The organism is Micromonospora vulcania (assembly GCF_042658605.1).
GTDB lineage: Bacteria > Actinomycetota > Actinomycetes > Mycobacteriales > Micromonosporaceae > Micromonospora > Micromonospora vulcania.
In genome coordinates, this window is the sequence record NZ_JBHSQS010000001.1 from 17773 (window position 1) to 43681 (window position 25909).

A 25909-nucleotide genomic window follows, 5' to 3' on the forward strand; every position below is an offset into this window, starting at 1 on the left:
GTCAGTCGTCCCGCTGTTCCTCCGTGCCGCGGCTGCGGCCCAGCGCGTCGACCCGGCCCCACCGGCCGGGGATGTCCAGCAGCTCCACCCGGCCCATGCCCGGTGGCACCGCCGGATCGATGATCAGGTGCTCGCCCTGCGGCTCCAGCCCCAGCATCACCCGTAGTAGCAGCAGCGGGGTGCCCGTCGACCAGGCCTGCGGGCTGCACGCGGTCGGGTACTCCACCGGGTAGTCGGTGAGGTCGCGGGAGTAGCCGGCGAACGCCTCCGGCAACCGACCGTTGAAGTAGCCGGACGCGTCCAGCATCGTCTCGCAGAGCTGCCCGGCCTCCTCCCGGAAGCCGTACCGCCACAACCCCCAAGCGATGATCGAGTTGTCGAACGGCCAGACGGTGCCCACGTGGTAGCCGATCGGGTTGTACCGACCCTGGTCCTCGGCGAGGGTCCGCACTCCCCACCCGGAGAACAGTTGCGGCCCGAGCAGGTGCTCGACCACCTTGCCGGCCCGGGACTCGTCGACGATGCCACTCCAGAGCAGGTGACCGATGTTCGACGTGAGCGCGTCCACCTGTCGGCCGTCGGCGTCCAGTGCGAGCGCGTAGTACTCCCGGTCGGGGATCCAGAAGTCGTGGTTGAACCGCTGCTTGAGGGCCGCGGCCTCGCGCTCCAGCCGATCGGCGTACGCCGGGTCGTTCCAGAACGTCCGGGCCAGCCGGGCGGCGCGGATCTTCGCGTCGTACGCGTACCCCTGTAGCTCGCAGGTGGCCCGGGGAAAGCCGGGCATCCGGCCGTCGGCGTACGAGATGGCGTCCCAGGAGTCCTTCCAGCACTGGTTCTGCAGGCCACTCTCCGGGTTGCGGGTCTGGTACCAGAGGTAGCCGGTGCCGAGCAGGTCGCCGTACGTGTCGATCCAGGTCAGCGCCGCGCGGACCTGTGGTTCCAGCCGCCGGATCAGCTCGGCGTCGCCGGTCCACCGCTCGTACTCGTCGAGCAGGATGATGAACAGCGGAGTCGAGTCGGCTGACCCGTAGTACGGCGAGTGCGGCTGCTCCTCGAAGCCGGCGGTCTCCCCGTACCGCAGCTCGTGCAGGATCTTGCCCGGCTCCTCGTCCCGGAAGTCGTCGACCCGCTCACCCTGTAGACCCGCCAGCATCAGGATGGTCGGCGGAATCAGCTCCGGCAGGAACGGCAGCACCTGCAACGAGGTGATGATGCTGTCCCGGCCGAACAGGGTCATGAACCAGGGCAGCCCGGCGGCGAGCAGCCGTACGCCCAGGGCGATCGACTCGTAGCGCAGCGCCGCCAGGTCGTTGAGGCTACGCCGGTACGCCCCGGCCAGCGGCTGGCAGTCGCAGCCGAGCTTCGGCGCCCGGTCGATCAGCTCCTGCTGCTCGGCGCGGATGGCGTCCGCGCTGCGGCTGCCGCCGTACGGCAGGGTGGCCCGGATGTCCTCCCCCCGTGCCCCGAAGACGACGGTGGACACGTGCAGCCGGGTGGTCCACTCGCGGTGCGGGCCGACCCGGATCTGGAAGGTCATTCCGGCGACGTCGACCTGCGCCGGCGCGGTGGAGCTGATCGTGGTCTCCCGGTGGAACGCCTCCCGCCGGTAGGTCAGCCGCAGCGCGTTGTCGGCGACGGTGGCCGTCGTCCGCCCCTTCTTCTGCCGGGCGTGCTTGATCTCGAACAGGTCGGCGAAGTCGGCGCCCATCTCCAGCCGGACGGTGAAAATGACCTCCTCGCTGGTGTGGTTCAGCACGGTCAGCTCCTCCTGGAAGCTGCCCACGATCGCCCGACTGCGGATCACCGACGCCTTGGCGTCCAGGTAGTGCGTGGGCTCGCCGGGCGCCAGGAAGAACTTGGTGCGGTACGAGTCGGCGTCGTCGATGGAGAGGGCGTGCAGCCGCTTGCCGTCCAGGGTGAGGACCCAGCTGGACAGGAAACGGGTGTCGAAGGAGAACAACCCGGTGGGGAAGTCGAAGGACGATTCGATGTCCCCTCGTCGATCGCTGACCAGGAAGGTGTTTCCGTCCAGGATGCTGACGAGTTCCCTCACCCGAGCCGCCCGGCCGACTTCCGGGCGACGTCACGCGGGTCGCGGGTGCCCGGTGGGTTCGGGAAGAACCGACGGAAGGCCAGGAACAGCACCACGTTCCCGCTGAACGTGCTCTCGTTGCGCAGCACCGCCGCGACCCCCTGGGCCTCGCCGGTGATCAGCCGGTCGAACAGGGCGGCGCTGCTGTACCAGATCGCGTCGGCCGGCCCGCGTTCGCGGCTGACCCGCACCGAGCCCGGCCGCATCCGGACCAGCCAGTGTTCGGTGAGATTGTCGATGCCGAGGTCGATCTGGAGGGTCCCGTCGGCCAGGCCGCCCAGGAGTTCGGGGCCGCGCGCCGGCAGTGATTCGAAGAACCTCTCCGTCGCCTCGGTCACATCCGAATCGTAGGCAGCTGTCCGAGATGTCGGGCCGGTATCCGCACTCCGCCCCTGCCACCCCGCCGGGCGGGCCGGTGGTCAGTAGACGAGCGCCTGCGCGCCCTCGGCCAGTGCCTCCTCGACGAAGACCGCGGCACCCGCGATCCGGATGCCGGGCAGCACGTCGTCCGGGCCGATCTCCCGGCGGGCCGCGCACTGGGTGCAGGCGGTCACCCTGCCACTGGTCAGGATGACGTGCAGCAGCTCAGCCAGCGGCGCGGAGTGCGGCAGCTCGAACTCCTGGGCGCGGCCGGGCAGCGCGAACCAGGTCGACTCACCGGTCAGCCAGAGCGACACGTCCACCCCGGCCGCGACCGCCGTGGCGGCGACCGTGAACGCCTGTGCGCACCGCTCCGGGGCGTCCGCCCCCGCGGTGGCCTTGACGACGAGAGTGCGGGCCATGGGCCCAGCATAGGATGGCCGGGATGGTTACCGAGATCGGGTTCGTCAGCCTGTTGGTCGCTGGCCTGGGCGGGCTCGCCGGTGGCCTGGTCTACCTTGCCGTACGCATATCGAGAGGACGCTGGTGAGCGCGAGGAGTGAGCCGGGCCTGCGAGCCCCGCAGTCGCGAGCGAGGGTGGCAGGGTGAGCGACGAGAACCCGCTGCAGCCACCGTGGCTGAACGCGCCGCCCGTCGACCCGTACCCGTTCGAGGAGAGCCACGACCTGCGGGTCGGGCCGAAGCTGCACCCGGCGCTGGACGGTCTGCTGCCCTACATCGGTGTGTGGCGCGGCCGGGGCAAGGGTGGCTTCCCCACCATCGAGGACTTCGACTACGCGCAGGAGATCCGGATCAGCCACGACGGCCGACCGTTCCTGCACTACGAGTCCCGCGCCTGGATCCTGGACGAGCAGAGCAAGCCGGTCCGCCCGGCCGGGCGTGAGGTCGGCTGGTGGCGGCCGGTGCTCAACGGCGACCGCGCCACCGACGAGTTGGAGGCGGTGCTGACCACCCCAACCGGCGTGATGGAGCTGCACCTGGGCAAGCGCACCGGCACCCAGGTCGAGTTCGCCACCGACGCGGTGGTCCGTACGCCGACCGCCAAGGAGGTCACCGGGGGGCACCGACTCTTCGGCATCGTCGAGGGCGCGCTGCTCTACGCCCAGGAGATGGCCGCGATGGGTCACGAGCTCAGCCCGCACCTCTCCGCCCGGCTGCTGCGGGTGGCCGGCTGACCTCCCTCAGCGTGTGAAGCCCAGCAGCTTCTGCAACTCGGGGGTCCGCGAGGAGGCGTCCCGGCGTACCCCGTCCAGGGTGTGCAATTCGGTCAGGCCCCGGACGGACGAGCTGAACCAGACCGCGTCAGCGGCGTGCAGCTCCGCCGGGGTGACCATCCGCTCGGCCGCGGTGAGGCCCACCTCGGCGGCGTGTTCCAGCAGCCAGGCGACGGTGACCCCGGGCAGGATGCCGGTTGTGGCGGCCGGCACCGTGCAGAGCGTGTCGCCGGTGAGCCACACCACGTTGGAGGTGGGACCCTCCAGCGCGTAGCCGTCGGAGGACACCCAGAGCACGTCGTCCACCCCGGCCCGCCGAGCCCAGCGGTGCGCGGCGCTGTTCACCGCGTACGAGGTGGACTTGATTCCCGCCGGCAGCCAGTCCAGCTCGATCCGGCTGGTGGCCGGCACACCCAGCGGCAGGGTGGCCACGCTGATCCCGGTCCGACGGGAGGCCCGCGACGATGCCGCCACCGCGCTCAGCGTGGCGTAGACGGTGGGCGTCTCGCCGGTCCCCGGGCCTCGGGTGCAGACCAGCCGCAGCGCCCCCTCCACCTCGGCCGGCCAGCCGGCTTGGACGGTGTCGAGCAGTTCGACGAGCGTGTCGGTGGGCGGCAGGTCCAGCTCGACGGCGGCGGCGGCCGAGGCCAGCCGGGCCAGGTGCTGGTCGCGCAGCCAGGGCCGGCCCTCGCGCAGGTGCATGGTCTCGAAGAGCCCGTCACCGCGCAGCACACCGAGGTCGTCGGCGCGCAGCACCGGTTCGCCGGCGGGGATCGGACCACGTCCCAGGACGGCGAGGCGCTCGGGCGGACTTGCGGTGGTGGCGCGGGTCGACGAGATCACCATGACCGTCGAGCGTAGCGGCGCTCGGCGGCCGCGCGGGAGGGGCGAGATACCGAACTATGATTGGGCGATGTCCGAATCCTCCCTCGCGGAAATGCTCCGGGCCCGCGGGCTGCGGCTGACGGCCCAGCGGCAACTCGTTCTCCAGGCCGTCCTGGATCTGGGCCACGCCACGCCGGAGCAGGTGCACACCGCGGTCCGGGAGGTCGCCGCCGGCGTCAACATCACCACCATCTACCGCACTCTGGAGTTGCTGGAACGGCTCGGCCTGGTAACCCACACCCACCTTTCGCACGGCTCGCCCACCTACCACGCGGCGGGTGAGCACCAGCACATCCACCTGGTCTGCCGGGAGTGCGGCGCGATCGACGAGGTCGATCCGGAGCTGCTCCGCCCGCTCGCCGAGCAGTTGGCCGAGCAGCGCGGGTTCCGGGTGGACATCGGGCACGTGTCACTCTTTGGAGTCTGCGCACGCTGCGAGAACGGGGACCAGAAATGATCGACATCGCGGGAGCGGTGGCCGTCGAGAGCATCGACGAGGCCAGCCGCGACCAGCCGGACCCGGCCCACGCCGCAGCCGGGGTGCGCGGAGTGGCCGCACACTACGGCGACCCGCTGCGCGAGCAGCGCATCCTGGACACCGAGGTCGGCCTGGTCGACCGGTCGCACCGTGGCGTCGTCGCGGTGCCCGGTGAAGAGCGGGCCGGCTGGCTGCACACGATCACCTCGCAGCACCTGACGACGCTGGCCGCCGGCGAGGGCACCGAACTGCTGGTGCTCTCCCCGCACGGGCACGTCGAGCTGCACGCCCTGGTCGCCGAGGACGGCGAGACCACCTGGCTCGACACCGAGCCCGGCGCGACCGCCGGCCTGTTGGCTTATCTGGAGAAGATGCGGTTCTTCAGCAAGGTCGAGCCGCGCGACGCCACCGTCGAGCGGGCGCTGCTGTCGCTGGTCGGGCCGGCGGCGACGGAGGCGCTCGGCACGCTGGGCGTGACCGGGCTGGCCGCGCCGGATCTGGTCGCGGTGCCGGGTCCGAAGTTCGCCGCCGGGGCCGTGCCGCCCCGGGCAACCGTGCGGTACGACGTACGACCGCTGCCGATCGGCGGCTGGGCGCGGCGCGGTCCACTCGGCGTGGACCTGCTGGTGCCCCGGGCCGCGATGGAGCAGGTGGTGGCAGAGCTGCGCGGCGCGGGCGTGCCGGTCGCCGGGCTCTGGGCGTACGAGGCGATCCGGGTGGCCGCCCGGCAGCCCCGGCTCGGGGTGGACACCGACCACCGGACGATCCCGGCCGAGGTGGACCTGATCGGCCCGGCGGTGCACCTGGACAAGGGCTGCTACCGGGGGCAGGAGACGGTGGCCCGGGTGCACAACATGGGCCGTCCGCCACGTCGCCTGGTGCTGCTTCACCTGGACGGGGTGACCACCGACCAGCCGCCGACCGCCGGTACGCCGGTGACGCTGGACGGCCGCACGGTGGGCTTCGTGGGCAGCGCCGTGCTGCACCACGAGCTGGGCCAGGTGGCGCTCGCCGTGCTGAAGCGGAACGTTCCGGACGACGCGTCGCTGCGCATCAACGAAACCGCAGCAGCAATCGACCCCCTGTAAGGAAGGGCACCTTATTAACGCCTGATGTATAGGAGGGGACCCCTCCTAACGTTTGGCGATCGACCCGTCCTGAGCGGGCCGTCTAGGATCGCCGGCATGACGACAGGGACGTTGATCACGGTGGCGCCGACCGGTGCCGAGTCGGCCAAGACCGAGGTGCCGGCGCTGCCGGTGACCCTCGACGAGCTGCTGCTCACCGCGAAGGAGTGCGAGGCGCTCGGCGCCGCCGTCATCCACGTCCACATCCGCGACGACGCGGCACGGCCCACGCTCGACCCGGAGCGGCTGCGGGAGACGGTGGTCGCGCTGCGGGAGAGCACCGACCTGATCGTGCAGCTCTCCTCCGGTGGCGCGGTGACCGACCCGGAGTCGTCCCGGCTCGCCGTGCTCGACGCGGGGCCGGACATGGCCTCGTGCACCATGGGCACGGTCAACTTCGGCGACGACGTCTTCCTCAACCGCTGGGAGTTCATCGTCGACCTGCACACCCGGATGCAGGAACGCGGGATCGTGCCGGAGTACGAGATCTTCGACCTGGGCCACCTGTCCGCGTTGCAGCGACTGTTGGGCAAGTACGGGCTGCCGGCCGGTGGGCACGTGCACGTCGACTTCGTGATGGGTGTGCCGGGCGGAATGCCGGGCACCACCGAGACGCTGGTGGCCGCACACCGGATGCTGCGCGACCTGCCCGAGGGCACCACCTTCTCGGCCACCGGCGTGGGCCGCAGCACGCTCCCGGTGCTGCTGGCGTCGCTGTCGACCGGCGGGCACCTGCGGGTCGGCATGGAGGACACCGTGACGTACGCCAAGGGCCGCCCGGTCGAGTCCAACATGCAGCTGGTCGCCCGCGCGGTCGGCTTCGCCCAGCTCGCGCAGCGTCCGCCGTTGACCACCACCGAGGCCCGGGAGCTGCTCGGCCTGTAAGGCCGCGCCTGTCCGCCGCCCCTGTCACTCGGGCGGTGGACGACCTGGTCACCCCGCCGTCGGCTCCCCGTGCTCCGTCGGTACCGTCCACCACGTGGGAAAGACGTACGAGGGCGGCGCGCCGCTCGCCGAGGTGGTCCGATCCGGGTTCGTGGAGGGCGCGCACCGCGGGTCGGTGGTGGTGCTGGACGCCGCCGGTGTGCCGCTGGCCGCCGCCGGGGACGTGACCGGGGCGGTCTTTCCCCGATCGGCCAGCAAGCCGATGCAGGCGATCGGGATGCTCCGCGCCGGCCTGCCCCTGACCGACCCGGCCGACCTGGCACTCGTCTCGGCCAGCCACGCGGGGGAGGACTTCCACCTCGCCCGGGTCGGCGCGTTGCTGGACCGGGCCGGGCTGGACGGCTCGGCCCTGCACTGCCCGCCGGACCTGCCGGTGGGTACGGCGGCCCGGGAGGCGGTGCTACGCGCCGGCGGTGGACCGACCCGGACGCAGATGAACTGCTCCGGAAAGCACAGCGGAATGCTGTTGACCTGCCAGGCCGCCGGCTGGCCGCTGGATGGCTACTGGCGGCCGGAGCACCCGTTGCAGCAGCGGTTGCGGGCGACCATCGAGGAGTTCACCGGCGAGCAGGCGGCGGCGGAGGGGGTGGACGGCTGCGGCGCCCCGGTGCTCGCGGTGTCGCTGACCGGCCTCGCTGCGGCGTACCTCCGCTTGGTCGACGCCGAGCCCGGCTCGGAGCCGCGCACGGTGGCCGACGCGATGCGTGCGCACCCGGAGATCGTCGGCGGCACCCGGGCCGACGACACCCGGCTGATGCGGGGCATCCCCGGCCTGCTGGCCAAGGTCGGTGCCGAGGGGGTGATCGCGGTCGGGCTGCCGGGCGTCGGCGCGGTCGCTCTGAAGATCGACGATGGCGCGGACCGTGCCCGGATGCCGGTGCTGGTCTCCGCGCTGCACCGGCTCGGCGTCGAGGCCCCGGTGCTGGCCGAGTACGCCGAGGTGCCGCTCTTCGGCGGCGGCGTGCCGGTCGGCGCGGTCCGCCCGCTCTGGTGATCGACGACGCCCGCCCGACGTGATCGGCGGGCGGGCGGTCCGGCCCCCGGTCCGGGGGCTGTCGGTCAGCTCAGGAAGTCGAGCAGAGCGGCGTTGACCACCTCGGGGCGCTCCAGCGGAAGCAGGTGCGCGGCGTCCGGCACGTCGGGCAGTCGTACCGCGCCCGGCACCTCGGCGGCGATCCGGTCGGCGAGCCGGCTGATGTCCGGCACGTCGGCGGCACCGGCGGTGACCAGGACGGGCACCCGCAGGTCGCCGAGGCGGCCGATCGCCGGGGGCGTCAGCTCGGCCACCTCCACCGCGCCGAGCGCCTGCTCGGTGGCGAGCGCGCGCTGGTCCAACTCCTGGGCGAACGCCAGCAGTTCCGGGTCGACGTCGGCCGGCTGCCGGCCCGGGCCGACCACCCAGAAGCGCACCTCGCCGGCCGCTGCGGCGGCGAGATCATCGGGGTCGACGTCGCCGACCAGGTCGTCCCAGAGGTCGTTGGCCTCCTCGGACCACTCGTTGCCGGAGACTGCCGTGTCGAACAGCGCGAGCGCGCTCACCCGGTCGGGGTGAGCCAGCGCGGTGTCGATGGCGACCAACCCGCCGAAGGAGCAGCCGACCAGGGCGGCCCGCGGCAGGTCGAGCGCGTCCAGCAGGCCGGCCACGTCGTCGTGGTGCGCGAACGGCGTCGAGGGCAGCTCGGAGTCGCCGTAGCCGCGCAGGTCCGGGACGATCACCCGGTGCCGGGCGGCGAGCGCGGACACCTGTCCCCGCCACATCCTCCGGTCCGCGATGCCGGCGTGCAGCAGCACCACCGGTGATCCGCTGCCGGCCTCGTCGTACGCGATGTCTGCCCCATTGACTGCGATCTTGTGCACGGACGGACCGTACGGATCGCGGGAGCGGCACGCAAATGGGACGCTGAGACCTTGCTAACTCTGGTTAGCGTTTTGCTTGCAAGAGCTAGCGCAGCCGGTTAGCGTCGATGTCATGGCCACACCCAAGGACCTTCCCGACGTCGGCGGGTTCATCCGCGATCTGCGCCGCAACGCCAAGATCTCGTTGCGGCAGCTCGCCGAGCAGGCGGGGGTCAGCAACCCGTACCTCAGCCAGATCGAGCGCGGCCTGCGCAAGCCCAGCGCCGAGGTCCTGCAGCAACTGGCCAGCGCGCTGCGGGTCTCCACCCCGGCGATGTACCTCCGCGCCGGGCTGCTGGACGACAAGGAGGGCCAGGGTGTGCTCGCGGCCATCGCGGTGGACCCCGACCTGACGATGGCGCAGAAGCAGTCGCTCAGCCAGATCTACGAGACGTTCCGCCGGGAGAACGCCCGGCTGGCGGAGGCCCAGGCCGCCGCCGAGGGCACCACCGGCGACGCTGCCGGGGCGACCACCCCGACCGACGTCACCGACCAGCCGTCCGATGTGGCCAACCTTGCCGCCACCGGCCCCACCACCGCCGACGGCACGCCGACCGAGGCCGTGCTCGAGTCGGTCGCCGTCACCGAGGCGGGTGCTGCCCCCGCCCCGACCAGCACCAACACCCCCGCGAAGAAGGCCGCCCCGGCGGCCGAAGAGGAGACGTCATGACCGAGCCGAAGACCAACCGCATCCCCGCCCCGATCTACGCCGCCGCCGGTGCCGGCGAGCTCGCCCTTGAGCAGCTGCGCAAGCTGCCGGCTGCGGTCGGCCTGCTCGGCACCCGGGTCGTCGCCGACCTGGGCGGTCGGGCCGTGCTGACCGGCTTCGAGCTGCGCCAGAAGGCCACCGAGACGCTGCGTACCGCCAATGAGACGGCCGGCACCCTGCGCGGCCGGGCCCAGGCCGAGCTGGACCTGGCCAAGCTGCGCGAGTCGGCCGACCTGGCCAAGCTGCGCGAGGTCGCCGACCTGGACCGGCTGCGCGCCGCCGCGACCCGCAACGCCGCCGTGGTCGTCGCCGGTGCCCAGGCCGCGCAGGAGCGGGCGTTCGCCGCGTACGGCGCGCTGGTCGCCCGCGGTGAGCGGGTCGTCGGCGCGGGCGTGCTGGAGGCCGCCGAGACGGTCAACGCCGACATCGAGGCCACCCAGGCCGTGCCGTCGGCCCCGGCCGAGGTCACCGCCCCGGCTGCGGTGCCCGCCCCGGCCGAGGTGCCGACCCCGGCCGAGGTGGCCGAGATCGCCGAGGCCAAGCCGGCCGCGGTCAAGAAGGCCGCCCGGGCGCCGAAGGCCGCCAAGCCCGCCGCGACCCCGTCGGCGAAGCTGCCTCGGGCCAGCAAGCGGACCCAGCCGTCGGCCGAGTAGTTCGTCAATGTCGGCGACCCCGGCGGCGTCCTTGTCGGACGTAGCCGGGGTCGCCGACATAAGCTTGTCGGCATGGCCAACGCCGCGCCGATCTTCGCCTTCGCCGTCCGTGATGTGATCCAGCTGATCCTGCTCGTCTTCGCGCTGATCGTTCAGGGCGTCGCCTTGGTGCACGCCATCACGCAGCGCTCCGACGCCTTCCCCGCCATCGGCACCCTTCCGAAGGGCGGCTGGATCGCCATCCTGGCCGTCTGCCTCGTGCTGACCCTGCTCGGCTTCGGTCCGATCAGCCTCTTCGGACTGATCGGCATCGCCGCCGGTCTCATCTACCTCCTCGACGTCCGGGTCGGCCTGCGCGACCTGAGCGACGGCAAAGGGTTCTGGTGAGAGGTTTCCGCTGGCCCCCTCCACCGGACGGTGGGCCGCGCACCTGGGGGCCCGGGCCGGGCGGGCCGCGTACCGGCCGACCGGCGCTTCCGGAGCCGGAGACCGACCTGGTCACCACCCCGCACGGCGTACGGCTGGAGCGGCTGGTCACCGGCACCGGTGATCCGGTCACCGTGTTCGCGCACGGGCTGGGCAACGGCATCGCCACCACCCGTCCGTTCGGCAGCGGGGTGACCGGCCGCAAGGTGTTCTTCCAGTTCCGGGGGCACGGCCGCTCCGACGCGCCGGACGGGCCGTGGACCTACCTGGATCTGGCTCGTGACCTGCGCGCCATCGCCGATCTCGGTGGGGCCAGCCGGGCGTTCGGGGCGAGCCTCGGCGCGGCGGCGCTGTGCCGGCTGCTGGCCGAGAGCCCGGAGCGCTTCGAGAAGCTGGTCTTCTTCCTGCCGGCCGTGCTCGATCAGCCGCGCGGCCCGGTCGCCCGCGAACGTGTCACCGACCTGCTGGAGGCCGTGGAGAGCGGTGACGCGTCGGCGGTCGCCGACGTGGTCTCGCTGGAGCTGCCGACCGCGGTGCGCAACACCCCGGCCGGCTGGGCTTACCTGCGGCAGCGGCTCGACCAGTTGCTCCGCGACGGTCTGGCCGCCGGCCTGGCCACCCTGTCCGAGCAGACGCCGCTGAATGACGTCGCCGACCTGGCGGCGGTCACCGCGCCGGTCCTGGTGATCGGCTGTGCGGGCGACGATCTGCACCCGGTCGAGGTCGCCGAGCGGCTCGCCGCCGCGCTGCCCCAGGCCACCCTGCACGTGTACGACCGGCCCGGCGTGCTCTGGACGGAACGCGCCGATCTGCGCGAGCGCGTGTCCGGCTTCCTCAACGAGTAACGTCCCCTGTCATGGGCGTCACACAGCACGGCCGGACGCACCGGCTGGATCTCGCCGACCCGACCCTGCGCGAGTGGACCTGCACGGTTCTGCACGCCGACCCGGAGCAGGGCATCGTGCTCGACCGCTCGGCGTTCTATCCGGGCGGGGGCGGGCAGCCACCGGACCACGGGGTGCTGCTCTGGCAGGGCGTGCAGACCCGGATCGTCGGCACCCGCAAGGGCGACGACCTGTTCCTGATCCCGGCCGAGGGTGACCCACTGCCGCCGGCCGGCACCGAGGTGGCCGGTGCGCTGGCGGACGAGCGTCGTACCCGGTTGATGCGTACGCACTCCGGGCTGCACGTGCTCTGCGGGGTGGTGTTCCGCGACTTCGGGGCGCTGGTGACCGGGAACTCGATGGAACCGGGCGAGGCGCGGATGGATTTCAACCTGCCCGAGGTGCCGGCCGACTTCAAGAGCCGGATCGAGGAGCTGGTCAACGCCGAGGTGGCCGCGGACCGTTCGGTGGCGGTGCGGGTGCTGCCACGGGCCGAGGCGCTGGCCCTTCCGGACATCATCCGTACCCAGTCCAACCTCATCCCTCCGAACGAGCAGGAGGTCCGGATCGTCGACATCGTCGGGTTGGACGTGCAGGCCGACGGCGGCACCCACGTCGCCTCCACCGCGCAGATCGGCAAGGTGCAGGTGGTCAAGGTGGAGAGCAAGGGCCGGGCCAACCGTCGGGTCCGCGTCCGCCTGGTGGACTGAGCCCGTACCCGTCGGTCAGTCGGTGGGCTCGGTTCGGCGGGCCCGCAGCGACCGGATCTTGTGCCGGTTGCCGCAGCGTTCCATGGCGCACCAGCGGCGTCGCCCCGGGCGTGAGGTGTCCACGAAGACCAGGTAGCAGTTGTCCGCGCCGCACTCCCGGATCCGGTCCGCGTACGGCCCGCTGAACAGCTCGACCGCGTCCCGGGCGATGCTGGCCAGGGCCTGCCGCCCGTCGGCGGGGAGCACCCAGCGTCGTGTCCCGTCCGGATCGAGTCGGGGGGCCAGGGGTGCGCCGGACGCCGCCTCGTTGAGGATGTCGAGGTCGTCGGGCGTCGCGTCGAAGTCGGTGGGGGTGCTCGCCGGTGGCCGACTGCCGGTACGGACGCAGACCAGCCGCCACAGCGCGTCCCGTAGTCGCCGGCCGTCGGCCAGCTCCGTCGGCTGCACCTGGACCTGCCTCGGGTCCAGGTGCAGCCGGGACAGCGCCAGCCAGTCGGCCAGATCCTCCGGCGTGTGCAGCACCTCGTAGCGGGCACCGATGCCGGGCCCGCCGGTGGTCAGGAACTCCAGGCAGAGGGTGCCGGGATCGAAGGTGAAACGGGTCCCTCTCAGCGACACCAGGGCGAGTCCGTTTGCGCCGTCAGTCACGTAACCACCATAAACGGTTACCGGGATCGGCGCGTGATCATCAGGCCGGTAAAGGGTTGGACGGGATGCTGCTCGGCTTGTAACTTGCAGTTGACCGTGACACGGCCCGAGGAGGTGAGACCCATGAACGCTGTATCGATGTGGGTGCTCCCCCTTCCGGTCGCGGTCGGGCGGCTGACGTAGGTGTCGCCGGGAGCGCCACGCCACAGGGCACTCCCGAAAGGCAACTCCCATGCACTCTCCGCAGTTCACCGCCGAGCCGTCGTCGCCCGACACGACCGACCGCGCGCCCCTCATCTTCGACGTGATCATTGCCGGCTGCGGGCCGACCGGTGCGATGCTGGCCGCCGAACTTCGGCTGCACGACGTACGGGTACTCGTCCTGGAGAAGGAGACCGAGCCCGCGTCGTACGTCCGCATAGTCGGTCTGCACATCCGCAGCCTCGAACTGCTGGCGATGCGCGGGCTGCTGGCGCGCATTCTCGAACGCGGAAGACAGCGTCCGGCCGCCGGTTTCTTCGCCGCCATCAACAAACCCACCCCCAAGGGTCTGGATTCCGCGTACGCCTACCTGCTGGGCATCCCGCAGCCGGTCATCGTCCAACTGCTCGAAGAACATGCGATCGAACTGGGTACGCAGGTCCGGCACGGTTGTGCGGTGACCGGCTTCGAGCAGGACGACGACGGCGTGACCGTCGAGCTGGCCGACGGGGAGCGGGTGCGTGCGCGCTATCTCGTCGGCTGTGACGGCGGGCGCAGTACGGTGCGCAAACTGCTCGGCGTCGGCTTCCCCGGCGAGCCCTCGCGGAACGAGACGCTGATGGGCGAGATGAGCGTGGCGGTGCCGCCGGAGGAGATCGCCGCCAAAGTGGCCGGCATCCGCGAGACCCAGCAGCGATTCTGGCTCCGGCCCTTCGGCGCGGGGGCCTACAGCGTCGTGGTTCCCGCCGCGGGAGTCAGCGACCGCGCGGAACCGCCCACCCTCGAGGATTTCAAACGACAGTTGCGGGCCATCGTCGGAACCGATTTCGGCGTGCACTCCCCGCGCTGGTTGTCCCGCTTCGGGGACGCCACACGGCTGGCCGAGCGTTATCGGGTCGGGCGGGTGCTGTTGGCCGGTGACGCGGCACACATCCATCCACCCATCGGCGGACAGGGCCTCAACCTGGGCGTTCAGGACGCGTTCAACCTCGGCTGGAAGCTGGCCGCACAGATCCGCGGCTGGGCGCCGGAGACCCTGCTGGACAGCTACCAGGCCGAACGTCATCCGGTCGCCGAGGACGTGCTGGACAACACCCGCGCCCAGACCGAACTCCTGTCCACCGATCCGGGCCCGCGGGCCGTGCGGAGGCTGCTCACCGAACTGATGGACTTCGACGAGGTGAACCGTCACCTGATCGAGAAGATCACCGCGATCGGCATCCGCTACGACTTCGGCGCGGGCCCCGACCTGCTCGGCCGCCGCCTGCCGGACCTCGACGTGCAGCAGGGCAACCTCTACGGCCTGCTGCACCGCGGCCGCGGCCTGCTGCTGGACCGCACCGAACGCCTGACGGTCGGGGGCTGGTCGGACCGGGTGGACCACCTCGCGGATCCCACTGTGGCACTGGACGCTCCCTGCGTCCTGGTACGCCCCGACGGCCACGTCGCCTGGATCGGCGACGACCAGCAGGACCTGGACGGCCACCTCTCCCGCTGGTTCGGCAATCCCGCCGGTCCGGTCGGTTGACGAATTCGGACGTCGGCTGTCAGGTATTGCTGACAATCTCGGCAGCATGACGCAACCGCTGACAGGAAAGATCGCGCTCGTCGCCGGCGCTACCCGGGGCGCCGGGCGGCAGATAGCGGTCCAGCTCGGTGCTGCCGGGGCCACCGTGTACGCCACCGGCCGCAGCAGCCGCGCCGGCCGTTCGGAGATGGGTCGGCCGGAGACCATCGAGGAGACCGCCGAGCTGGTCACCGCCGCCGGGGGCCTTGGCATCCCGGTCCGGGTCGACCACCTGGTCCCGGAGCAGGTCCGCGACCTGGTGGCCCGGATCGACGCCGAACAGGGTCGCCTCGACGTGCTGGTCAACGACATCTGGGGCAGCGACCCGTTGATCACCTGGGAGAAGCCGGTCTGGGAGCAGCCGCTGGAGGCCGGCTTCCGCACCCTGCGGCTGGCTGTCGACACGCACATCATCACCAGCCACTTCGCGCTGCCGTTGTTGATCCGCAAGCCCGGTGGCCTGGTCGTGGAGATCGGCGACGGCACCAAGGCGTACAACGACGAGAACTACCGGCTCTCGGTCTTCTACGACCTGGCCAAGACGTCGGTCAACCGGCTCGCCTTCGTCTGGGCGCACGAGCTGACCCCGCACGGTGGCACCTCGGTCGCGCTCACCCCGGGGTGGCTGCGCTCCGAGGCGATGCTGGAGCACTTCGGCGTCACCGAGGAGACCTGGCGCGACGGCGCGGCGACGGACCCACACTTCGTGATGTCCGAGACACCGGCCTTCGTCGGCCGCGCGGTCGCGGCCCTCGCCGCCGACCCCGAGCGGGCCCGCTGGCACGGCCAGTCGGTGGACAGCGGGGGCCTGGCCCAGGTGTACGGCTTCACCGACATCGACGGCACCCGGCCACACTGGTCGCGCTACTACGACGAGGTGGTCTCGGCCGGTAAGCCGGCGGGTGACACCGGCTACCGCTGATCCGGCACGTCGGGGTCGGCCGGTCCGGGCGTGCGGTAGAGCCCGCTCATCCGGTCGGCCGCCCCGGCCACCAGCCGTCGCAGCTCCGGCGGATCGAGCACCTCGACCTCGGGGCCGAGACCGAGCAACTGGTGGTACGCCACCTGGACGGACTCGACCGGCAGCCGGGCCAGCACCCAGCCCTGCTCGTCGGGCGTCCCGGCGGCGGCGACCACCTCCTCGTACACGAAGGGGGCGTCCACCAAATGCCGGAGCTGGCGCAGGCCGGCGGGGCTGAGCCGGACGGCGACCTCGGCCCGCAGCATGGTCCGCAGGAACGAGCCGGCCTGCTCGCGCCAGTACCCGGCCAGGTCGAAGCCCTCGTCCCGGTCGAAGCCCTCGTCGCCCACCTCGACCCCGGTCACCCGGTCCACCCGGTAGGTGCGCGTGCCGTCGCCGACGCGGCCGATCAGGTACCAGATCCCGCTCTTGAGCACCAACCCGTACGGCTGCACCCGACGGGCCACCTCCCCGTCGCCGCGCCGGTAGCGCAACTCCACCACCCGGTCCCGCCAGACCGCCCGGGCCAGCTCGGTCAGCCACGGTGGCGGGCTGGTCTCGCGGAACCAGCCCGGCACGTCCAGGTGGAACCGCTGGCCGGCGCGAGCGGGGGCGTCCCGCAGGGCGGGCGGCAGCGCGGCGAGCACCTTGAGTTCGGCGGCGGCGACCGCGTCGGCGAGCCCCATCTCGCCGGCCGGTCCGGGTAGGCCGGCGAGGAAGAGCGCCTCCGCCTCGTCCCGGGTCAGCCCGGTCAATCTGGTCCGGTAGCCGCCGAGCAGCCGATATCCGCCGGCCCGGCCCCGGTCGGCGTACACCGGCACACCAGCGGCGGAGAGCGCCAGCACGTCCCGGTAGACGGTCCGCTCGGAGACCTCCAGCTCCCGTGCCAGCTCGCGCCCGGTCATCGAGCCGCGCGTCTGCAACAGCAACAGCAGCGAGATCAACCGGGACGCGCGCACCTGCCCATCCTGCCCGTCGAGGCAGCCCGAGGGCGCATCGTCCACGCGCCACCGGGCGGCGGTTGGCAGTGATCGCTAGGCTGCTCGATCGTGGACGTCAGCAGAATCGCCAGCCCGGTGACCGGGGTCGTCGGACGCTTCTTCCTCGGGGTCAGGCTGCTCCTGCGTGGGCTCGGCCTCTACGTCCGTAGCCCGAAGTTGATGCTGCTCGGCATCATCCCGGCGCTGATCTCCGGTGTGCTCTTCGTGGCCGCGTTCGCCGCCCTGGTGTACTTCGTGGACGACATCGCGGCGCTGGTCACCCCGTTCGCCGACGACTGGTCGGCCACCACCCGCAACCTGGTCCGGGTGATCGCCGGACTGGCCTTCCTGGGGCTCGGCGGGCTCCTCGGCGTGCTCACCTTCACGGCGGTGACCCTGGTCATCGGCGACCCGTTCTACGAGAAGATCTCCGAGCGGGTGGAGGAGCGGCTCGGCGGCACGCCGGGTGCGGTGGAGGTGCCCTTCTGGTCGTCGCTGCGCCGGAGCCTCGCCGACTCGGTACGGCTGGTGGCCCTCACGGCGTTGGTCGGCATCCCGCTCTTCGCCGCCGGTTTCATCCCGGTGATCGGTCAGACGGTGGTGCCGGTGATCGGGGCGGCGGTGGGCGGCTGGTTCCTCGCCCTGGAGCTGGTCGGGGCACCCTTCTACCGACGCGGCATGCGGCTGCCGGATCGCCGGTCGGTGCTGAAGGCGGACCGACCGATGGCGCTCGGCTTCGGCGTGGCGGTCTTCGTCTGCTTCCTGATCCCGCTCGGCGCGGTGCTGATCATGCCGGCCGCCGTCGCCGGCGCGACCCTGCTGGCCCGCCGCTCGCTCGGTCAGACGATCGTTGAGCACTGACATGGAGATCACCCTGGTCGACGGGGACATCACCGCGCAGCGGGTGGACGCCGTCGTGAACGCAGCCAACTCGTCCCTGCTCGGCGGCGGTGGGGTCGACGGTGCCATCCACCGACGCGGCGGGCCGGCCATCCTGGCCGAGTGCCGGGCGCTGCGGGCCTCCCGGTACGGCCGGGGCCTGCCCACCGGGCAGGCGGTGGCGACCACGGCCGGCGAGTTGCCGGCCCGTTGGGTGATCCACACCGTCGGCCCGGTCTGGTCCGCCAGCGACGACCGCTCGGGCCTGCTGCGCGACTGCTACGCCAACAGCCTGCGGGTGGCCGACGAGTTGGGCGCGACCACCGTGGCGTTCCCGCTGATCTCCGCCGGCATCTACGGCTGGCCGGTCGACGACGCGGTGCGCCAGGCGCTGTCGGTGCTGCGTTCGGCCACGCCGGCCGCCGTCACCGAGGCCCGCCTGGTGCTCTTCGGCGCCGACACCCACGCCATCGCGAGCCAGGTCTACGAGGTCAACTGACCAGTCCGGCCGCCTCCGGTCAGCCAGCCCCAAGATCACTTTGTCGTGAGTAGTTGCAGCGGGGCGTCCATAGCTACTGACGACAAAGTGCTCTTGGGACGCGCCTGGGTGCGAGGGCCGCTGATCAGGTCAGCTCGGCCAGGCAGGACCACTGGGCCGCGACCGGGCGGTAGCCCAGCCGGGCGTTGATCGCGAGCATCGGCGCGTTCGCCTCGTCGTTCGACGTGTACGCGATCCGGACGCCGTTGGCGGCGGCCCGGTGCAGCGCGGCCGTCTTGGCCAGCCGCGCCAGCCCTCGACCCCGGTACGCCGGGACGGAACATGTGTAATCCGACCACATCCGGTCCCCGTCGCGTTTCACCACGCTGAACGCGGCCACGTCCCCGTCGACCTCGACGGCGGTGCTGGCCACCTTGTCCAGGCCGAGGTTGTCCCAGACGTCGTGCAGCCAGCTCTGGTAGCTCATCGCGTCGACCGGCACGTCACCCGGCTCGTCGACGGCCGATGCCACGTCCGCCGCGTACAGCAGGTGCGGATCCAGCTCGACGATCGGGCGCAGTCGTACGCCCTGCGGCGGGTCGGGCGGCGCGGGCGCCGGGTCCAGGTCGAGCGCCGAATAGCGCACCTCGCGGCTGGGCTCGAAGCCGTGCCGGCGGGCGAACGGCAGCGCCTCCGGCTGTGCCCACGCCCGGACGCGGCGGATCCCCAGCGGGGTGAGGTGACCCGTCGCGGCGGTCAGCAGCGCGGTGCCGATGCCGCGACGCCGGTGCTCCGGGTGGACGTGCAGCAGCGAGATGTCGCCGAAGTCCGCCGTCGAGGTCCAGGCGGCACGCTGGGCCGACACCCAACCCACCACCCGGTCGTCGGATTCGGCCACGAAGGCGGTCCACCCCTCCTCCGGCAGCGGTTTGGCGATCATCTTCCGGGTCGACTCGACCCCGCGGACCAGGTACGGATAGACCACGGCCCGCAGCGCCACCACAGCCGCCGCATCGTCCGGGAGTGCCACGCGAATCCGCATCTCAGGCCCCCGTCCGTACGGCGGCGACCGCCTCGACCTCGACGAGTTGGTCGGTGTAGCCCAGCACGGCCACCCCGAGCAGGGTGCTCGGCGGATCGTGGTCGCCGAAGAAGTCGCGGACCACCTCCCAGACGGTCACCAGGTCCGCCTGCCGGGAGGACGCCACGTAGACGGTCGTCTTGACCACGTCGGTGAGGGTGGCGCCGGCCGCCGCGAGGGCGGTCTTCAGGTTCGTCATCACCTGCCGGGCCTGTGCGGCGTGATCGCCCGGCGCAACGGTGCGTCCCTCGGCGTCCAGCGGGCACGCGCCGGCGGTGAAGACCAGTCGGGCGGGTGGCTCGACGGTGGCCGCGTACGCGTACTCGGCGACGTCGGAGAGAGCGGGGACGTGCAGTAGCGCGACAGGATCCGGCATGCCGGCGAGGCTAGCGAGCCTCGCACCGCCAACGCGATGCATTAACCGCCGCGCCGCCCCGTACCACGCCGCGCCGCCCCGTACCCCCGGCAGGCTGCAACCGCCGGGTGCTGAGGAGGACCCGTCAGGCGGAGTCGCGCAGGATCAGCTCGGTGGGGAGCATGACCGCCGGTTCGATGCTCTCGCCGGCGGCGAGCCGGAGCAGTTGGCGGGTCATCCGCCGACCGATCTCCACGATGGGCTGCCGGACGGTGGTCAACGGCGGCTCGGTGTACGCGGCCGTCTCGATGTCGTCGAAGCCGACCACCGCGACGTCCTCGGGCACCCGCCGGCCGGCCGCACGCAGCGTCCGTAGTGCGGCGTGCGCCATCAGGTCGGAGGCGGCGAAGACCGCGTCCAGGTCGGGGTGCTCGACGAGCAGCCGGCGCATGGCCGCCGCCCCGGACTCCCGGGTGAAGTCCCCGATCGCCACCAGCTCGGGCAGCCCGGCGGCGGCCATCGTGGTCCGGTAGCCGGTGAGGCGTTCGATCCCGGCCACCATGTCCTGCGGCCCGGCGATGCTGGCGATCCGTCGTCGCCCGCTGTCGATCAGGTGCCGCACCGCCGCGGTCACCCCGCCGACGTGGTCGACGTCGACGTACGGCACGGGCACGTCGCCGAGCGGACGGCCGCTGCACACCACCGGGATGCCGAGGCGGGCGAGCGTTCCCGGGAGCGGATCGGCACCGTGCAGCGAGGCGAAGAGCACCCCGTCGACGTGCCGCCCGGTGGTGAACCGCTCGACCCGGTCGTGCCCGGCCGGCGAGCCCGCCAGCATCAGCACCAACTGCTTGTCGGCGGCCTCCAACTCCTGGCTGACCCCGCGAATGATGCCGGGGAAGACCTGGTCGTCGGAGAAGACCCGGGTGGCCGCCTCCGGCATGACCAGGGCGACCGAGTCGGTGCGCTGGGTGACCAGGCTGCGGGCGGCGAGATTGGGTACGTACCCCAGTTCGGCGACCGCTCGGTGGACGGCCTCGCGGATCGGCTCGGCGACGGTGGTGGAGCCGTTGACGACGCGGGAGACGGTGGCTCGGGAAACCCCTGCCCGGGCCGCCACCGCCTCAAGCGTTGGCCGCTGCGCCGTCGTCATCGCGACTCCCCCGCTCGTCACAGCCCGTTCCGGGAGATCACCTCCTGGTACCACCGGGCGCTGGCCTTCGGTGTGCGCCGCTGGGTCAGGTAGTCGACGTGCACGATCCCGAACCGCTTGCGGTAGCCCTCCGCCCACTCGAAGTTGTCCATGAACGACCATACGAGATAACCGCGCAGGTCCACGCCCCGGGAGATCGCCTCGTGCGCGGCGCGCAGATGCCCGTCCAGGTAGGCGATCCGGTCGGTGTCGATCACCTGCCCCGGACCGTCGGGGGAGTCCGAGCCCGCCTTGTCGGGGAACGCCGCGCCGTTCTCGGTGATCATCAGCGGCACGCCGGGGTAGTCGGTGGCGATCCGCTCCAGCAGCCGGGTCAACCCGGCCGGCTCGATCATCCAACCCATCTCGGTGAGCGGCCCGGCCGGCGGCACGAAGTGCACCGCGCCATCGGTGCCCGGGTATGCGGCGTCGCCCGCACCGTCGGGCCGCCCGGCGACGTAGGTGGGCGCGTAGTAGTTGATTCCGAGCAGGTCGATCGGCGCGGCGATCAGCTTCTCGTCGCCGTCCCGGATGAACGTCGGCTCGACGATGCGCGCCACGTGCTCCCGCACGTCGTCGGGGTAGCCGCCGGCCAGCAGCGGGTCGAAGAAGATCCGGTTGTGCAGGCCGTCCACCAGGCGGACCGCCGCGGCGTCGGCCGCGCTCTGTGGATCGGCCGGCAGCACGTCCGCCGGGTTGAGGGTGATCCCGACGGTCCGCGCGCCGGCCGCGCGCAGCGCCCGCGCCGCCAGGCCGTGCCCGAGCAACAGGTGGTGTACGGCGGTGAAGGCCGCCGCCGGGTCCTGCTCGCCGGGGGCGTGCACCCCGTTGCCGTACCCGAGGTAGGCCGAGCACCACGGCTCGTTGAGCGTGGTCCAGGTGCCCACCCGGTCGCCCAGTCGGGCGTACACCGCCGTGGCGTACGTGGCGAAGTGCTCGGCGGTGTCCCGGTTGGTCCAGCCGCCCCGGTCACCGAACGCCTGTGGCAGGTCCCAGTGGTAGAGCGTGACGATCGGGTCGATGCCCCGTTCGAGCAGCGTGTCGGTGAGCCGGTCGTAGAAGTCCAGCCCGCGCGGGTTGACCGGGCCGGTGCCGTCCGGCTGGATCCGCGGCCAGGCGACCGAGAACCGGTATGCCCGCAGCCCCAGCTCGGCCATCAGCGCGACGTCGTCGGCGTACCGGTGGTAGTGGTCGCAGGCGACGTCACCGGTGTGGCCCTGGTACACCTTCCCCGGCGTACGGCTGAAGGTGTCCCAGATGGACGGGCCGCGGCCGTCGTCGCGGGCGGCACCCTCGATCTGGTACGCCGCGGTGGCCGCTCCCCAGACGAAGTTCTCGGGAAACCGGAGTTCGCTCACGCCTTGACCGCACCTTCCATGATCCCGCCGATGGTCGCCGGCACGGTCGGGTTCGCCGGTCGCTCAGCACAGCGTACGGCCACCGAGCCTCGTCGCAGGTGGCCGTAACGCCGCAACATGAACGACGCACACGAGCGTGCCGCCGCCGTTCGGGGGACGCCCTCAGCCGATGCGCAGCCCGTCGAGCAGGGCGCGGTCGCCGCTGACGGTCAACGACTCGAAGCTGACCCGCCCCCAGAGCGCCAGCAGCAGGTCGCTCGCGGTGCCACTGACCTGCGCCCGGGCGTGGTGGTCGTCGTGGTCGAAGATGGTCGCGGTGTCGAGCAGCGCCACCCCCTCACCGCGCAGCCGCAGGTACCACTCCTGGTCGGCGTCGGTCGCGGAGAGCTGCACCACCCCGTGCCAGTCGCCCGGAACCCGTCGTCGGCCGGCGGGCAGCCAGGTGTCCAGCACCTCGCTCACGCCGTCGGCGGCGAGCTTCGCCTCCACCGGCTCGCCGGCGGCGATGGCGAGCTGGGCGTCCCAGCGGTGCACCGCCGTCTCGTGCGCCATCCGGCGCGGCCAGAAGCCGGCCTTCTTCGGTTGCGGGGCCCAGTTCCACGCCGGGGCCTCCGGGTCGAGACCGTCGAAGACGGTCATCAGTTGGTCGTACCCCTGCTGCCAGAGCTGAAGCGGGCTCAGGCCCGGGGCGGCCTGGGCCAGGTCGGGACGGGCCGGCACGGTGGTCTGGCCGGAGCCGGCGAACGAGGACACCCAGTGGTAGGCGCCGGCCAGGTGCAGTGTGAGGTCGCCGACCGTCCAGCCCGGACAGGACAGCACCGGTGTCTCGGGTGGGGCGTCCGCCACCGCCGCCGCGAAGGCGGGGCCCTCCGCCCGGAGTGCCCCGATCCAGAAGTCCTTGCTGCCCTGCAGTCTGTTCATCGCCATCCTCCCGGGGGTGCCGGGCGACCAGTGGGTGCCACGGCTGCCCTTCAGCCTAAGGTGAAGGGCGTGCCAGACGCCTACGCCCAGTCGACAACCGACGCCGATCGTCCCATTCCCGGCCCGCTGGCCAGCTACACCACGCTGCGGATGGGCGGGCCCGCCGGGCGGATCGTGGTCGCGGGCAGTGCCGACGAGATCATCGAGGCGGTCCGGGTCGCGGACGAGCCGGTCTTGATCCTGGCCGGCGGCAGCAACGTGGTGATCGGCGACACCGGATTCCCCGGCACGGTCGTCCTGGTGCGCTCCCGTGGCCTGCGGGTCATCGCCGAGGACGCCGAGTCGGTCACCGTACGGGTCGAGGCCGGCGAACCGTGGGACGACCTGGTCGCCGCCACGGTGGCCAACGGCTGGGCCGGCCTGGAGTGCCTCTCCGGCATCCCCGGCTCGACCGGCGCCACCCCGATCCAGAACGTCGGCGCGTACGGCCAGGATGTCGCCGAGACCATCACCGGCGTCGAGGTGTACGACCGGGCCGAGGGCACCCGCCAGTGGATCCCGGCCGCCGACTGCGGGTTCGCCTACCGGGGCAGCATCTTCAAGTACCGGGACCGCTGGGTGGTGCTCTCCGTCGAATTCCGGCTCACCCGGTCCCCGCTCTCCGGCCCGGTGCGCTACGCCGAGCTGGCTCGGGCACTGGGCGTCGAGGTGGGTGACCGGGTGCCGCTGGCCGAGGCGCGGGCGACGGTGCTGCGGTTGCGTGCCGGCAAGGGCATGGTGCTCGACGCGGCCGACCCGGACACCCGTTCGGTCGGGTCCTTCTTCACCAACCCGGTGCTCGACCAGGCCACGTACGAACTGCTCCGCGAGCGTGCGGCCGAGCTGGGCGAGCCGCCGGCCTGGCCCGGCGCCGACGGCATGGTCAAGGTGAGCGCGGCCTGGCTGATCGACAAGGCCGGCTTCGCCAAGGGCCACCCGGGCCCGGCCGGCGTGGCGATCTCCGGCAAGCACACCCTGGCGCTCACCAACCGCAGTGGCACCGCCACCACCGGTGACCTGCTGGCCCTGGCCCGCACCATCCGCGACGAGGTCCAGACCCGCCTGGGGGTGACCCTCCACCCCGAACCGGTCCTCATCAACTGCACGTTCTAGCCCGCCCCCTGCGGGGGTGCGACGGTGGGCCAGGGGACCGTCAGCTCGCCCTGCCGCCAGCGGGCCGGGGTGTTGGTGATGGGCCAACCGGTGGTCTTGAGCTGGGTCACCGCTTTCAGCCAGCGTTGGCGCGGGCCGAACGGGGCGTAGGGGGCCGCCGCGTGCCAGGCGTCGTCCAGGGCCCGGATCAGGTCGTGCACCGGCTCGCCGGGGACGTTGCGGTGGATCAGCGCCTTGGGCAGCCGTTCGGCGAGCTCGGCCGGGCTGCCCAGCGTGGTGAGCCTGGCGGCCAGGGTGAGCGTCCGCGGCCCGTCGGCGTCGACCAGCAGCCAGCCGGCGAGCCGGCCCAGCTCGTCACAGGTGCCCTCGACCAGCACCCCGCCCGGGGCGAGCGCGGCGGTCATCGTCCGCCAGGCGTCCGGTACCTCGCTCTCGTCGTACTGGCGTAGCACGTTGAACGCGCGGACCAGCACCGGCCGGAGCCCGGCCAGCTCGAATCCACCCCGGGCGAAGGTCAGGCCGGGCGGGTCGGCGGCCGGTGTCGCGGCGGCCACCCGGGCCGGGTCGATCTCCAGACCGACCAGGCGTACGTCCGGACGGACGCCGGCGGCCAACCGCGCCCGCAGCTCCACCGCCGTCACCGGAGTGGCGCCGTAACCGAGGTCGACCACCAGCGGGTCGGCCGCCGCCCGTAGCTGGTCGGCGCAGGTGGCGACGATCCAGTTGTCCACCCGGCGGAGTCGGTTCGGGTTGGTCGTGCCCCGGGTGACCACGCCGAGCGGCCGGCGCCGCGCCGCGCCGCTCATCCCGGCCGGCTCAAGGCTGGCCGACGCGGTGCACCTTGTGCTGTGCGGCCTGCGCCCGTGGCCGGACCACCAGGCGGTCCACGTTGACGTGCTCGGGGCGGGTGGCGCACCAGGCGATGCAGTCCGCCACGTCCTCGGCGACCAGTGGCCCGGGCACTCCGGCGTAGACGGCGGCGGCCCGGTCCGCGTCGCCGTCGAAGCGCACCAGCCCGAACTCGTCGGTCCGCACCATTCCCGGGTCGATCTCGATCACCCGGAGCGGTCGGCCGCACAGCTCCAGGCGGAGCGTGCCGGCGATCGCGGTCTGCGCGTGCTTGGCCGCGGTGTAGCCGCCCCCGCCCTCGTACACCGTCAGGCCGGCGGTGGACGAGACCACTACGATGGTGCCGGCGCCGGACGCCTCCAGCGCCGGCAGCAGCGCCTGGGTCACCCGCAACGTGCCGAGCACGTTGACGTCGTACATCCACTGCCAGTCGCCGATCGACCCGGACTCCACCGGGTCCAGCCCACGCGCCCCGCCGGCGTTGTTGACCAGCAGGGTGACCGGCCCGGGCGCCTGTGCGGCGGCCTCGGCCAGCCCGGCAACCGACTCGTCCGAGGTGACGTCGCAGGTCACCGCGGTGGCCTGCCCGCCGTTGGCGGCGATCTCGGCGACCAGGTCGGCGAGCCGGTCGGCGCGACGGGCGGCGGCGAGTACGTGGAAGCCCTCGGCGGCGAGCCGTCGGGCGGTGGCCGCACCGATCCCGCTGGACGCTCCGGTGACGATGGCGACAGAGGTCATCCGGTCATTGTCACCCCGGCTGCGCGGCGCGCTCCGGCCGGGCAGGGCGGCTCCGGGGGTACGTGGGCGGTGATGAGGTCCGTCACCCCGGGGGGCCGCGCCGGGAATTTCCGTACGCCGATGGGGAAGATGACATCTGGCGTACAGGT

General features: G+C 72.4%; 30 protein-coding genes. 16 read left to right on the forward strand and 14 right to left on the reverse strand.

Going from position 1 to position 25909, the window contains the following annotated elements; genetic code table 11:
• Window position 1 precedes the first annotated feature (1 nt).
• The 3 genes from ACFQGL_RS00090 to ACFQGL_RS00100 form a co-directional block, all read right to left on the reverse strand.
• Complete coding sequence (locus ACFQGL_RS00090) at window positions 2-2053, reverse strand: amylo-alpha-1,6-glucosidase (protein WP_377503711.1); 2052 nt, start codon at window positions 2051-2053, stop codon at window positions 2-4.
• Entirely contained in the window at window positions 2050-2430 is a 381-nt protein-coding gene (locus ACFQGL_RS00095; RefSeq protein ID WP_377503713.1) for an SCP2 sterol-binding domain-containing protein, read from the reverse strand. The genes ACFQGL_RS00090 and ACFQGL_RS00095 overlap by 4 nt, the downstream gene beginning before the upstream one ends.
• A gap of 81 nt (window positions 2431-2511) precedes the next feature.
• Window positions 2512-2874, reverse strand: coding sequence for a DsrE family protein (locus tag ACFQGL_RS00100; RefSeq protein WP_377503715.1), 363 nt, complete (start codon window positions 2872-2874; stop codon window positions 2512-2514).
• A gap of 23 nt (window positions 2875-2897) precedes the next feature.
• Here ACFQGL_RS00100 and mtfM point away from each other — a divergent pair, with 23 nt between their 5' ends.
• Together mtfM and ACFQGL_RS00110 are read left to right on the forward strand one after the other, a co-directional pair.
• The gene (mtfM, locus tag ACFQGL_RS00105; protein ID WP_030327764.1) at window positions 2898-3002 is read left to right on the forward strand and encodes a small membrane protein MtfM; all 105 of its coding nucleotides are present in this window, start codon (window positions 2898-2900) and stop codon (window positions 3000-3002) included.
• A gap of 55 nt (window positions 3003-3057) precedes the next feature.
• Entirely contained in the window at window positions 3058-3648 is a 591-nt protein-coding gene (locus ACFQGL_RS00110) for a heme-binding beta-barrel domain-containing protein (protein WP_377503717.1), read from the forward strand.
• Between the two features lie 6 nt (window positions 3649-3654).
• Here the strand turns inward: ACFQGL_RS00110 and ACFQGL_RS00115 are convergent, their stop codons facing one another.
• Entirely contained in the window at window positions 3655-4533 is an 879-nt protein-coding gene (locus ACFQGL_RS00115) for an aminotransferase class IV (protein ID WP_377503719.1), read from the reverse strand.
• A gap of 67 nt (window positions 4534-4600) precedes the next feature.
• Here ACFQGL_RS00115 and ACFQGL_RS00120 point away from each other — a divergent pair, with 67 nt between their 5' ends.
• From ACFQGL_RS00120 to ACFQGL_RS00135, 4 genes are all read left to right on the forward strand, one after another.
• Window positions 4601-5029, forward strand: a complete 429-nt coding sequence (locus ACFQGL_RS00120; RefSeq protein ID WP_377503721.1) for a Fur family transcriptional regulator — start codon at window positions 4601-4603, stop codon at window positions 5027-5029.
• On the forward strand, window positions 5026-6138 hold the full coding sequence (ygfZ, locus tag ACFQGL_RS00125; protein ID WP_377503723.1) for a CAF17-like 4Fe-4S cluster assembly/insertion protein YgfZ: 1113 nt from the start codon (window positions 5026-5028) through the stop codon (window positions 6136-6138). Before ACFQGL_RS00120 ends, ygfZ begins: the two co-directional genes overlap by 4 nt.
• A gap of 96 nt (window positions 6139-6234) precedes the next feature.
• On the forward strand, window positions 6235-7062 hold the full coding sequence (locus ACFQGL_RS00130; protein ID WP_377503725.1) for a beta-keto acid cleavage family enzyme: 828 nt from the start codon (window positions 6235-6237) through the stop codon (window positions 7060-7062).
• Window positions 7063-7156: 94 nt separating this feature from the next.
• Entirely contained in the window at window positions 7157-8116 is a 960-nt protein-coding gene (locus ACFQGL_RS00135; RefSeq protein WP_377503727.1) for an asparaginase, read from the forward strand.
• Window positions 8117-8181: 65 nt separating this feature from the next.
• On the opposite strand, the gene ACFQGL_RS00140 is transcribed toward ACFQGL_RS00135, so the two are convergent.
• Entirely contained in the window at window positions 8182-8979 is a 798-nt protein-coding gene (locus ACFQGL_RS00140; RefSeq protein ID WP_377503729.1) for an alpha/beta fold hydrolase, read from the reverse strand.
• Window positions 8980-9091: 112 nt separating this feature from the next.
• Here ACFQGL_RS00140 and ACFQGL_RS00145 point away from each other — a divergent pair, with 112 nt between their 5' ends.
• The 5 genes from ACFQGL_RS00145 to ACFQGL_RS00165 all read left to right on the forward strand — a co-directional run bounded on the left by ACFQGL_RS00145 (window position 9092) and on the right by ACFQGL_RS00165 (window position 12400).
• Window positions 9092-9688, forward strand: a complete 597-nt coding sequence (locus ACFQGL_RS00145) for a helix-turn-helix domain-containing protein (RefSeq protein ID WP_377503731.1) — start codon at window positions 9092-9094, stop codon at window positions 9686-9688.
• On the forward strand, window positions 9685-10380 hold the full coding sequence (locus ACFQGL_RS00150) for a hypothetical protein (RefSeq protein ID WP_377503733.1): 696 nt from the start codon (window positions 9685-9687) through the stop codon (window positions 10378-10380). The genes ACFQGL_RS00145 and ACFQGL_RS00150 overlap by 4 nt, the downstream gene beginning before the upstream one ends.
• Before the next feature lie 72 nt (window positions 10381-10452).
• Window positions 10453-10767 carry a DUF2516 family protein gene (locus tag ACFQGL_RS00155; RefSeq protein ID WP_377503735.1) on the forward strand — a complete coding sequence of 105 codons (315 nt, stop codon included), beginning with the start codon at window positions 10453-10455 and terminating at the stop codon, window positions 10765-10767.
• Window positions 10764-11651, forward strand: a complete 888-nt coding sequence (locus tag ACFQGL_RS00160) for an alpha/beta fold hydrolase (protein ID WP_377503736.1) — start codon at window positions 10764-10766, stop codon at window positions 11649-11651. The genes ACFQGL_RS00155 and ACFQGL_RS00160 overlap by 4 nt, the downstream gene beginning before the upstream one ends.
• An 11-nt stretch (window positions 11652-11662) precedes the next feature.
• A complete protein-coding gene (locus ACFQGL_RS00165) occupies window positions 11663-12400 on the forward strand; it encodes an alanyl-tRNA editing protein (protein ID WP_377503738.1) in 738 nt (245 codons plus the stop codon).
• A gap of 15 nt (window positions 12401-12415) precedes the next feature.
• On the opposite strand, the gene ACFQGL_RS00170 is transcribed toward ACFQGL_RS00165, so the two are convergent.
• Window positions 12416-13048, reverse strand: coding sequence for a CGNR zinc finger domain-containing protein (locus ACFQGL_RS00170; RefSeq protein WP_377503740.1), 633 nt, complete (start codon window positions 13046-13048; stop codon window positions 12416-12418).
• Between the two features lie 295 nt (window positions 13049-13343).
• On the opposite strand from ACFQGL_RS00170, the gene rox reads away from it, so the two are divergent.
• Both rox and ACFQGL_RS00180 read left to right on the forward strand, forming a co-directional pair.
• Window positions 13344-14777: a rifampin monooxygenase gene (gene rox, locus ACFQGL_RS00175; RefSeq protein ID WP_377504631.1), complete on the forward strand. Its 1434-nt coding sequence runs from the start codon at window positions 13344-13346 to the stop codon at window positions 14775-14777.
• A gap of 46 nt (window positions 14778-14823) precedes the next feature.
• Entirely contained in the window at window positions 14824-15738 is a 915-nt protein-coding gene (locus ACFQGL_RS00180; protein WP_377503742.1) for an SDR family oxidoreductase, read from the forward strand.
• Here ACFQGL_RS00180 and ACFQGL_RS00185 read toward each other — a convergent pair.
• A complete protein-coding gene (locus ACFQGL_RS00185; protein WP_377503744.1) occupies window positions 15729-16736 on the reverse strand; it encodes a helix-turn-helix transcriptional regulator in 1008 nt (335 codons plus the stop codon). The genes ACFQGL_RS00180 and ACFQGL_RS00185 overlap by 10 nt on opposite strands.
• Window positions 16737-16826: 90 nt before the next feature.
• On the opposite strand from ACFQGL_RS00185, the gene ACFQGL_RS00190 reads away from it, so the two are divergent.
• A complete protein-coding gene (locus tag ACFQGL_RS00190) occupies window positions 16827-17618 on the forward strand; it encodes an EI24 domain-containing protein (RefSeq protein WP_377503746.1) in 792 nt (263 codons plus the stop codon).
• A 1-nt stretch (window position 17619) separates the two neighbouring features.
• Window positions 17620-18135 (forward strand): O-acetyl-ADP-ribose deacetylase, encoded by a 516-nt coding sequence (locus ACFQGL_RS00195; RefSeq protein ID WP_377503748.1) that lies wholly within the window; start codon window positions 17620-17622, stop codon window positions 18133-18135.
• Between the two features lie 124 nt (window positions 18136-18259).
• On the opposite strand, the gene ACFQGL_RS00200 is transcribed toward ACFQGL_RS00195, so the two are convergent.
• From ACFQGL_RS00200 to ACFQGL_RS00220, 5 genes are all read right to left on the reverse strand, one after another.
• Window positions 18260-19156 carry a GNAT family N-acetyltransferase gene (locus ACFQGL_RS00200; protein WP_377503750.1) on the reverse strand — a complete coding sequence of 299 codons (897 nt, stop codon included), beginning with the start codon at window positions 19154-19156 and terminating at the stop codon, window positions 18260-18262.
• A 1-nt stretch (window position 19157) separates the two neighbouring features.
• Window positions 19158-19571, reverse strand: a complete 414-nt coding sequence (locus tag ACFQGL_RS00205; protein WP_377503752.1) for a RidA family protein — start codon at window positions 19569-19571, stop codon at window positions 19158-19160.
• 124 nt (window positions 19572-19695) lie between these two features.
• Window positions 19696-20703 carry a LacI family DNA-binding transcriptional regulator gene (locus tag ACFQGL_RS00210; protein ID WP_377503754.1) on the reverse strand — a complete coding sequence of 336 codons (1008 nt, stop codon included), beginning with the start codon at window positions 20701-20703 and terminating at the stop codon, window positions 19696-19698.
• A 17-nt stretch (window positions 20704-20720) separates the two neighbouring features.
• Window positions 20721-22100 (reverse strand): GH1 family beta-glucosidase, encoded by a 1380-nt coding sequence (locus ACFQGL_RS00215; protein ID WP_377503756.1) that lies wholly within the window; start codon window positions 22098-22100, stop codon window positions 20721-20723.
• A gap of 162 nt (window positions 22101-22262) precedes the next feature.
• Complete coding sequence (locus ACFQGL_RS00220; protein WP_377503758.1) at window positions 22263-23021, reverse strand: maleylpyruvate isomerase family mycothiol-dependent enzyme; 759 nt, start codon at window positions 23019-23021, stop codon at window positions 22263-22265.
• Between the two features lie 69 nt (window positions 23022-23090).
• Here ACFQGL_RS00220 and ACFQGL_RS00225 point away from each other — a divergent pair, with 69 nt between their 5' ends.
• Window positions 23091-24173 carry a UDP-N-acetylmuramate dehydrogenase gene (locus ACFQGL_RS00225; protein WP_377503760.1) on the forward strand — a complete coding sequence of 361 codons (1083 nt, stop codon included), beginning with the start codon at window positions 23091-23093 and terminating at the stop codon, window positions 24171-24173.
• Here the strand turns inward: ACFQGL_RS00225 and ACFQGL_RS00230 are convergent.
• Window positions 24170-24979: a class I SAM-dependent methyltransferase gene (locus tag ACFQGL_RS00230; protein WP_377503762.1), complete on the reverse strand. Its 810-nt coding sequence runs from the start codon at window positions 24977-24979 to the stop codon at window positions 24170-24172. The genes ACFQGL_RS00225 and ACFQGL_RS00230 overlap by 4 nt on opposite strands.
• A gap of 10 nt (window positions 24980-24989) precedes the next feature.
• On the reverse strand, window positions 24990-25760 hold the full coding sequence (locus ACFQGL_RS00235; protein ID WP_377503764.1) for an SDR family oxidoreductase: 771 nt from the start codon (window positions 25758-25760) through the stop codon (window positions 24990-24992).
• Window positions 25761-25909: the final 149 nt, after the last annotated feature.

Coding starts and splice junctions, on each gene's coding strand:
- ACFQGL_RS00100 (WP_377503715.1), bottom strand. CDS start 2,874: ATGGCCCGCACTCTCGTCGTCAAGGCCACCGCGGGGGCGGACGCCCCG.
- mtfM (WP_030327764.1), top strand. CDS start 2,898: ATGGTTACCGAGATCGGGTTCGTCAGCCTGTTGGTCGCTGGCCTGGGC.
- ACFQGL_RS00115 (WP_377503719.1), bottom strand. CDS start 4,533: ATGGTGATCTCGTCGACCCGCGCCACCACCGCAAGTCCGCCCGAGCGC.
- ACFQGL_RS00120 (WP_377503721.1), top strand. CDS start 4,601: ATGTCCGAATCCTCCCTCGCGGAAATGCTCCGGGCCCGCGGGCTGCGG.
- ygfZ (WP_377503723.1), top strand. CDS start 5,026: ATGATCGACATCGCGGGAGCGGTGGCCGTCGAGAGCATCGACGAGGCC.
- ACFQGL_RS00130 (WP_377503725.1), top strand. CDS start 6,235: ATGACGACAGGGACGTTGATCACGGTGGCGCCGACCGGTGCCGAGTCG.
- ACFQGL_RS00145 (WP_377503731.1), top strand. CDS start 9,092: ATGGCCACACCCAAGGACCTTCCCGACGTCGGCGGGTTCATCCGCGAT.
- ACFQGL_RS00150 (WP_377503733.1), top strand. CDS start 9,685: ATGACCGAGCCGAAGACCAACCGCATCCCCGCCCCGATCTACGCCGCC.
- ACFQGL_RS00155 (WP_377503735.1), top strand. CDS start 10,453: ATGGCCAACGCCGCGCCGATCTTCGCCTTCGCCGTCCGTGATGTGATC.
- ACFQGL_RS00165 (WP_377503738.1), top strand. CDS start 11,663: ATGGGCGTCACACAGCACGGCCGGACGCACCGGCTGGATCTCGCCGAC.
- ACFQGL_RS00180 (WP_377503742.1), top strand. CDS start 14,824: ATGACGCAACCGCTGACAGGAAAGATCGCGCTCGTCGCCGGCGCTACC.
- ACFQGL_RS00195 (WP_377503748.1), top strand. CDS start 17,620: ATGGAGATCACCCTGGTCGACGGGGACATCACCGCGCAGCGGGTGGAC.
- ACFQGL_RS00200 (WP_377503750.1), bottom strand. CDS start 19,156: ATGCGGATTCGCGTGGCACTCCCGGACGATGCGGCGGCTGTGGTGGCG.
- ACFQGL_RS00205 (WP_377503752.1), bottom strand. CDS start 19,571: ATGCCGGATCCTGTCGCGCTACTGCACGTCCCCGCTCTCTCCGACGTC.
- ACFQGL_RS00210 (WP_377503754.1), bottom strand. CDS start 20,703: ATGACGACGGCGCAGCGGCCAACGCTTGAGGCGGTGGCGGCCCGGGCA.
- ACFQGL_RS00220 (WP_377503758.1), bottom strand. CDS start 23,021: ATGAACAGACTGCAGGGCAGCAAGGACTTCTGGATCGGGGCACTCCGG.
- ACFQGL_RS00230 (WP_377503762.1), bottom strand. CDS start 24,979: ATGAGCGGCGCGGCGCGGCGCCGGCCGCTCGGCGTGGTCACCCGGGGC.
- ACFQGL_RS00235 (WP_377503764.1), bottom strand. CDS start 25,760: ATGACCTCTGTCGCCATCGTCACCGGAGCGTCCAGCGGGATCGGTGCG.